Origin of the sequence: Chitinophaga sp., from assembly GCF_036566945.1 — a bacterium.
Taxonomy (GTDB): Bacteria; Bacteroidota; Bacteroidia; order Chitinophagales; family Chitinophagaceae; genus Chitinophaga.
In genome coordinates this window covers 1-3,726 of the sequence record NZ_DATCVJ010000951.1, presented here as the reverse complement: position 1 = coordinate 3,726, position 3,726 = coordinate 1, and the positions used below count along the sequence as shown (strand labels likewise).

1 protein-coding gene is annotated in these 3,726 nt (G+C 46.8%); it reads right to left on the bottom strand.

Annotation, left to right across the window (positions count from 1 at the left end):
- Nucleotides 1-3,726 (bottom strand): cell surface protein SprA (gene sprA, locus VIP81_RS28660; RefSeq protein WP_331969725.1); only part of this gene is annotated, 3,726 nt, incomplete at both ends.

Here is a 3,726-nt window from a genome sequence, read left to right as displayed (position 1 = left end):
GCACATGTTACGTTTCTGTTTCAATGCGCTGAGCTGTGCCATCACCAGCTCCATGTTATTACGTTCCGGCCAGATGTCTAATGCTGTTTTAGGCCCGTTCCAATCTGTTACTTTCAATGGAATACGGTACTCGTAGTAGTTGCTTACAAAGTCGCTACCAATACGGATCACCGCCTGTATTTGTCCGTCTTTCAGCGCAGTGGCGGCGCCTACTGCCTCTGCGTGGATATACATCTGCAGCTTTTTGTACTGACGCAAATCCATATTCAACGTTTTGTACAGGGCCCGTGTTTCACCATCTTTCAGGTTACACAGCTGTACGGATAAGGACTGCTCATTCAGTTGCAGTGTAGTATTGTTGGTGCTGATCGTATTCTGTCTTACTACTCCCGGAGGTAACACATAAGGAATAGGTGTACGGGAGGAGTTTTCTTCAATATTTACCGCAGAAGAATTAAACGTAGTACTGTTATCCAATGGAATTGGATCGCCGGGGCGCAGCTCATACATGTAACGGCGCCATTGATTACGTACCAGTTCCAGTTTGGCAAAGCGCACTACTACCGAATCTGTGAAACCGGTGAGGAACATACGCATGAAACGGATAGATTTAAAATCCGGTATGTTACCCACTTTGGCGTTATACTGATTCAATGGCACTTTAAACTGGTACCAGGTTTCTGTGGTTTTCTGATTATTAGGCAGGGTTACATCTGCCTGTATCTTATCCACAATAAAGTTGGTACCCACCTGCATATTAGGTTTCATGTCCACCCGATACTGGAAGTACTCCTCTGTTTCATTCATGGTATTATCCCTGTTCAGGTCTTCTGATTCAGGAATATTGGTGGCAGCAGAAGAGAAATTTGACTTGGGATCAGATACCGGAGAGTTGCCTTCCGGATTGCTATATTTCTTATAACGCTGCAGGATGTTCATGCCGTTATATGTCGGATCACGATAGTGTCTGTAGTCATCATTTGCCGGATCCTGCACTGCCTGATTATATACGGGGCTACCTCCGAAATTCATTCTCAGGGTATCCATGTATGTTTTATAGAAGGCGCCTTCGTCCTGAGATTTCAAACCATCGTACCCCACATCCTGGTAACTGCGGATATTAGGATCGTTGTCAAATGCCTGGGTAATCTGCTGCTGGAATTTAGGCTGACGGCCCCATTTGGAAGAATCGATCTTATTGGGGTCCTGGTTTGGATCAGGCATTCCGTTTTCAAAGAATTTCTTGGAATCTTTGAGGATATCTTCTGATACGTTACCAAGGTTAAAGTACATGGCACCACCAGAACTATTCGGCTGCTTAATAAATGGATCCTGGATCCAGAACTCTATATATTCGATGTTGGCGGTTTCGAAATCACTGTTATCAATTGCCCTCATGATACCACCCCAGCGGGTTTCCGGCCTTGCCAGCAACCCATCGCGGTTCATCATGATAGGGTTATTGGTAAAGTTATAGGGACCTCTTTCCAGCGGATAGTAGGCCAGATCAAGGGTACTCAACTGGCTTTGTCCGAAGTCGGTAGACCTGTTCTTAAATACTTCTTTCTGATACACCAGCCGGGTACGTGGATCTGACTGATCGTCTACTGTAATCCCTTGTGGCAAACCTGGTGATTTCGGTAATTGCAGGGTAGGTTCAATGATATACCAGGCTAATTTTGCCCTGTTTTTTCCATAATCCAGTATATTATTCAATTCTGCTTCCGGGAACATCACCCGGCCGGAGGCATCGGTAGCTCCTTTGGGAGTAGAAGCGAGCGCCCAGCTGGTAGCCGGAAACTTCAGGTCATATCCACTTTTCACGCCCTCAAAATCATCTATATAGGCAGTACCCTGTTTGCTGCCGGGTTCATTCACCAGTTTACTATGGCCGGGGAACAAACGGGCTACCTCGCCGGTAAACAAGATATTGGATGGGGAGGAGCTGGTATAGTTAGGCAATTTATCCAGGAAGCGGTTCAGTCCTTTCCATTCGGATGCGTAGTTTGCATCAAAACCTACCATGGTGTTCTTGATCGGATCTTCTCCGTAGTTCACTTTCTGGTAATAAGGTCTTTCGCTCATGCGCACAACAGTACCCCCCAGGCTTAATTTATCGTTGACGATATAATCCAGCCGGGTACCGAAATAGTTGCGAACCTGTTGCCCGAACAGGGCATTGTTCTCAAACTGTACATTGATAGGTACACCGGAGTTCAATACACCGCCGTTGATAATTTTCAACCGCCCCAGGTTATAGTCAATGATGTAATCCACGTTTTCCCGCAGTTGTTGGCCGCCGGCGGTTACTGTAACGGATCCCGGCGGGATGGTAGTACCGGATCCCAGGTTGATTTCTGAGGAGCTGGCCGACTTATAGGAACCGCGTATTACATAACGGTTCAGTTGTGGGAACTGCTGGGCCACCACTTTAATGGAGTCATACAGTACGTTGTAGAGATATTGTTTTTCCAGGGTTGCATCTCCGCCGAAGGCTTTTTTAAGGCCGCCGGAAAAGGGTTCCAGTACGGGGAACATGATTTTACCTGTCAGTGAGTTTATCGTATAGCCTTCTACGTAATCGAATACGCCATCTGGTTGGGGATCCAGCTGATTATTTAAACGGTCGAGACTAAGAATGGTAATGATAGGGGCGCCGGCGTAGTCACCTTTTGCATCCGGGATATAGCGCTTATCGCTGGGTGGTCGCCCTTCTGCACCGGGATCTTTATAGTAAACATCCATCCGGAAATCTTCCTTATTTACCTGGAAGGCGCCGGTGGCGTAAATATTTTTCATCATCAGGTCCCAGATCGGTAACGTAGGACGGGCAGATGTTGCCTTCAGCAATTTGAGGAACAGGACGGGTTGGTTGGCACTGTTGTTTTGATCCGGTGGCACATCCTGCGAAAACTCACCCACCTGGTATACCCTTCCATTGTAGGTATACTGATAAGCAACAGCCAGCACTTCATCGGCCTGTAATTGTTGATTTAGGGAGATGAAACCCAGTTGTTTGTTATAAGTGTACTCCGTAGAGTCGAGTTTGCGGGCAAAAGTTTTCTCAAATTCCGAGACTGGTTGCAGCCCTAAGGTCAGCAATCGGCTCACGACCGTCCCGGTATTCCGGCTCATCGGGTCGCTGATCAGATTGGAATACAGATCGTTTGTTCCTCTATCAGGCAGTTTAGAGGTGGTATTAACGTGTATCGCCGTTTTATTGTAGGGATTTTGTTCTGCCAGATCCATCAAACCCACGATATCACGCGTTTGGGTGGTAGCGCCGGTTTTATTGGTCACCCATACTTCAAGCCGGGTAATATTTGTCAGTGACCGGATGATAGGCAGGTTAGACATCGCATAGTTGAACGTATCCCGGAAGAACTGCGCCAGCAGGAAGTGGCGGTTATCTTCATACTCATCTGCTCTCAGGTTATAGTCCTGTACCTGGGTACCACCTTTGAGCATGAGGTTTTGTTTCTGTGACTTCTGGTTGGAGAGTACACTGGTCACCGTTAACTTACCAAACTGCAATTGTGTTTTCACCCCAAAGAGCGATTGAATACCGGATATCAGGGAGCTACGCAGGGGAAAGCTCACGTTACCGGCTTCTATTTTCTTGATAATTTCATCGGCGTAGCCGGTATATTCGAGTTTTACCTGGTTTTCAAAGTCAAACTGTGACTGGGTATTGTAGTTGGTGATCAGTTTCAGTTTATCGCCGAT